This window comes from Deltaproteobacteria bacterium (genome assembly GCA_009929795.1).
In the GTDB taxonomy this organism is placed as follows: domain Bacteria; phylum Desulfobacterota; class Desulfovibrionia; order Desulfovibrionales; family Desulfomicrobiaceae; genus RZZR01.
Window position 1 is genome coordinate 1 of sequence record RZZR01000199.1, and the last position, 3,662, is coordinate 3,662.

Here is a 3,662-nt window from a genome sequence, read left to right on the forward strand (position 1 = left end):
GTCGTTTGGCGGGTATCTGCGAGAGTTCGCCCGGAACACGGAGCATCTGGACCTGAAGGCAGGGCAGGGCGTCGAATTGTGAGCCATGGCCGACGGGGCTCCAAGACAAGGAAGAATCGTTTTCCTCCGAGACTTTGTGTTTACACCCGGCCCGGATTGAGGATAGTAGTATCTTGTTTCAAAATATTCACACATGCGTCCCGGAGGGGAAAAAGATGCCCGAGCGTCCATGCCGCCATTTCTTGGCCGGATCCGTTCTTCCGGCCGTTCTCGTTCTGCTGTCTTTTTTCTGTCTGACCTCCTGTCGGGAGAACACGTCTTCAAAACCCCAGAAGCAGAGGCCTCCCCAGGCTGTGACCGTGGTTTTGGCCGAAAAGAAGACGGTTCCGGTTTGGATCGAATACATCGGGACGACCTCGGCGGTGAAGGAGGTGTCCATCCGGGCCCGGGTGGAGGGTTTTCTTCAGTCCAGGGATTTCGTCGAGGGTGGCGATGTCAAAATGGGCCAGCAACTCTACCTGATAGAGCCGGACCCGTACAAGGTTAAGCTGGACAAGGCCAAGGCCCAGCTGGAGCAGGCCGAGGCGGCTCTGGTCTATGCGACTTCCCAGGTCGTTCGTTACGAGCCTTTGACCAAGCTGGATTTTTCTAGTCCCGACACTCTTGAAGACTACAAGACCAAGGAGCGTGAGGCACAAGCTTCGGTGGCCTCGGCCAAGGCCGATATCGAACAGGCCTCCATCAACCTCGGGTACTGCACAATTTTCTCCCCCATTTCCGGCCGGGTAGGTAAGACGGTCTACGATATCGGAAATCTCGTGGGACAGACGGGTCAGGATTCGGTTTTGACGACCGTTGTCCAGTTGGATCCCATATACATTAATTTCAGTCCAAGCGAAAAGGACTTCGAGGCCATCATGACCTACAAGAAGGACGGGGTCCTCCGTATGGAAGCCGGCATGGCCTCGGTGGATGGGGGATACCCGTTCACGGGCGAGGTGGATTTCATCGCCAACGAGGTCGATCAGGTCACGGGAACCGTGGCCATGCGGGCCACGGTCAAGAATCCCGGCTTCAAGCTTTTGCCCGGAATGTACGTCCGGGTTCGTCTTTATATGAACGACATCCCGGGCATGATCCTCATTCCCAAGCAGGCTTTGGCCGAGGACCAGGGCGGGCAATACGTCTACACGGTCGGAAACGACAACAAGGTCGAGCAGATGCGGGTGGTCAGCATTTTTGATTATCAGGGCTTGGCCGTTGTCCAGAAGGGGCTCGATGGCCATGAGAGGGTCATCACCGAAGGCCAGCAGAAGGTCAGGCCAGGCATGGAGGTTCAGCCCAGCACGGTTGCGGCCTCGAAGTATCTCGTGGAGGCTGACGGCCAGGGTAACGCGACATCCCCGGGCGATCCGGCCAACGCCACCGTCGGGTCCAAGGCGGCCAACTCCACCGGTTTCGCGGAGTAACGGATCATGTTCGTCGATTTCTTCATCGAACGGCCTATATTCGCGGGAGTGGTGGCCATTGTCATCGTCCTGGCCGGGGCGGTGTGCATCCCCCTTCTTCCCATAGCCCAATTCCCGGAGATCGCCCCGCCGACGGTGCAGGTCAGAGCCACATATACCGGAGCCAGCGCCGAGGTCGTGGAGCAGTCGGTGACCTCCCCCCTGGAGGAGCAGATCAACGGCGTGGAAGGGATGATGTACATGACCTCTACCAGCGCCAGTGACGGATCCTCCACCATCAACGTGACTTTCGAGGTTGGATACGATCTGAACATCGCCGCGGTGGACGTCCAGAACCGGGTGTCCATGGCCACATCCCAGTTGCCCGAAGATGTGGTCCGAATGGGTGTGACCACCCAGAAGCAGTCAACGAACTTCATTCAGATTGTCAGCCTGTTTTCACCGGACGGATCGCACGACGATCTGTTTCTCAGCAACTATGCCAGTATCAACATCGTCGACAGCCTGAAACGGCTCGACGGGGTCGGTGATGTGACCATCTTCGGGGAGCGAACCTATTCCATGCGGATCTGGATGGACCCGGACCGGATGGCCAATCTGAAGGTCACCCCCACAGACGTGGTCAAGGCCATCCAGAATCAGAACATCCAGGTGGCGGCCGGGAAGATCGGCGATCAGCCAAGCCCCCCGGGCCAGGTTTTCACCTACACCATCGTCACCAAGGGCCGACTGTCCGAACCGGCCGAATTCGAGGACATCATCGTCAGGGCCCTCACGGACGGGTCCATGATCCGGGTCAAGGACGTGGCCACGGTGGAACTGGGAGCCGAATCCTACGTTTCCTATTCCAAGCTGAACGGCAAGAGCTGTTCGAACATCGCCGTGTACCAGTTGCCGGGGGCCAACGCCCTTGATATCGCCAAGGCCGTTGGCGAGGAAATGGAGAATCTGTCCCGGCGTTTTCCGGCCGGGATCGACTACCAGGTGACCTACGACACGACCAAGTTCGTCAGAGTGTCCATCGAGGAGGTCCTCAAGACCCTGGTCGAGGCCTTCGTCCTCGTGTTCTTGGTCGTCTACATCTTTCTCCAGAGCTGGCGGACGACCCTCATTCCGGCTCTGACCATCCCGGTCTCCCTCATCGGAACGTTTGCGGTCATGATGGCCCTGGGATTCTCCATCAACACTCTGAGTCTATTCGGCCTGGTCCTGGCCATCGGGTTGGTGGTGGATGACGCGATTGTGGTCGTGGAGAACGTGGAGCGGTGCATCCACGAAAAGAACATGACCCCCTTTGAGGCCACCAAGGCGGCCATGCGAGAGGTGGTCGGCCCGATCGTGGCCACCACAGCGGTGCTGATGGCCGTGTTTGTGCCGGTGGCCTTCATGCCAGGTATCAGCGGACGTCTCTATCAGCAGTTCGCCCTGACCATCGCCATTTCCGTTGGCATTTCGGCCATTAACGCCCTGACCCTCAGCCCGGCCTTGTGCGCGGTGTTGCTTCGCCCGGGGGAAGGGTCCAGAAACTGGTTTTTCCGGGGCTTCAACACTGGATTCGAGTGGTTCCGTAAAGGATACCTCTGGGCAGTCAAGTGGTTGATCAAGGGCTGGCCCGTGGTCGTGGCCGGGTTTGGTGCCCTGCTTGTTTTGACCTATATCTATTTCACCACCGTGCCCACTGGTTTCGTGCCCATGGAGGACCAAGGATATTTCTTCGTCACCATGCAGGGTCCCGAGGGCTCCTCCCTCAAGCGGACCACGAATCTGGATCAGGAAGTGACCAAGATCATCCTCGACATTCCCGGGGTCAAGGACGCCATTTCCATCGGCGGATACAACATCCTGTCGGGCACCGTCGATCCCGGGTTCGTGACCCAGGTGGTGGTTCTCACTCCGTGGGATGAGCGCAAGACCCCGGATCTGTCGGCCGAGGCCATCATCCGGGAAGTCTGGAAACGAACGGCCCACATCCAGCGGGCCCTGGTTTTCGCCTTCAATTCACCGCCCATCTCCGGCCTCAGCACCACGGGCGGTTTCGAGTTCGTTCTTCAGGATCTGCAGGGCGGGGAATTGACGGCCCTGCGGGACGTGGCCGGAGACATGATCGCGGCCCAGAACGATTATCCGGCCCTGCAGGGACTCAGCACGACCTTCGAGGTGGACTATCCCCAGTACTACATCGATCTCGACCGA

Annotated in this window: 2 protein-coding genes; both read left to right on the forward strand. The window is 58.7% G+C overall.

What is annotated here, in order from left to right; translation table 11 throughout:
* Positions 1-215: 215 nt before the first annotated feature.
* A complete protein-coding gene (locus EOM25_13005) occupies positions 216-1,469 on the forward strand; it encodes an efflux RND transporter periplasmic adaptor subunit (protein NCC26093.1) in 1,254 nt (417 codons plus the stop codon).
* A 6-nt stretch (positions 1,470-1,475) separates the two neighbouring features.
* On the forward strand, positions 1,476-3,662 hold a 2,187-nt coding region (locus tag EOM25_13010; protein ID NCC26094.1), incomplete at its 3' end, for a hydrophobe/amphiphile efflux-1 family RND transporter.

What these genes read in the sequence shown, in the direction of transcription:
- EOM25_13005 (NCC26093.1), top strand. Translation starts at nt 216, where the DNA reads ATGCCCGAGCGTCCATGCCGCCATTTCTTGGCCGGATCCGTTCTTCCG.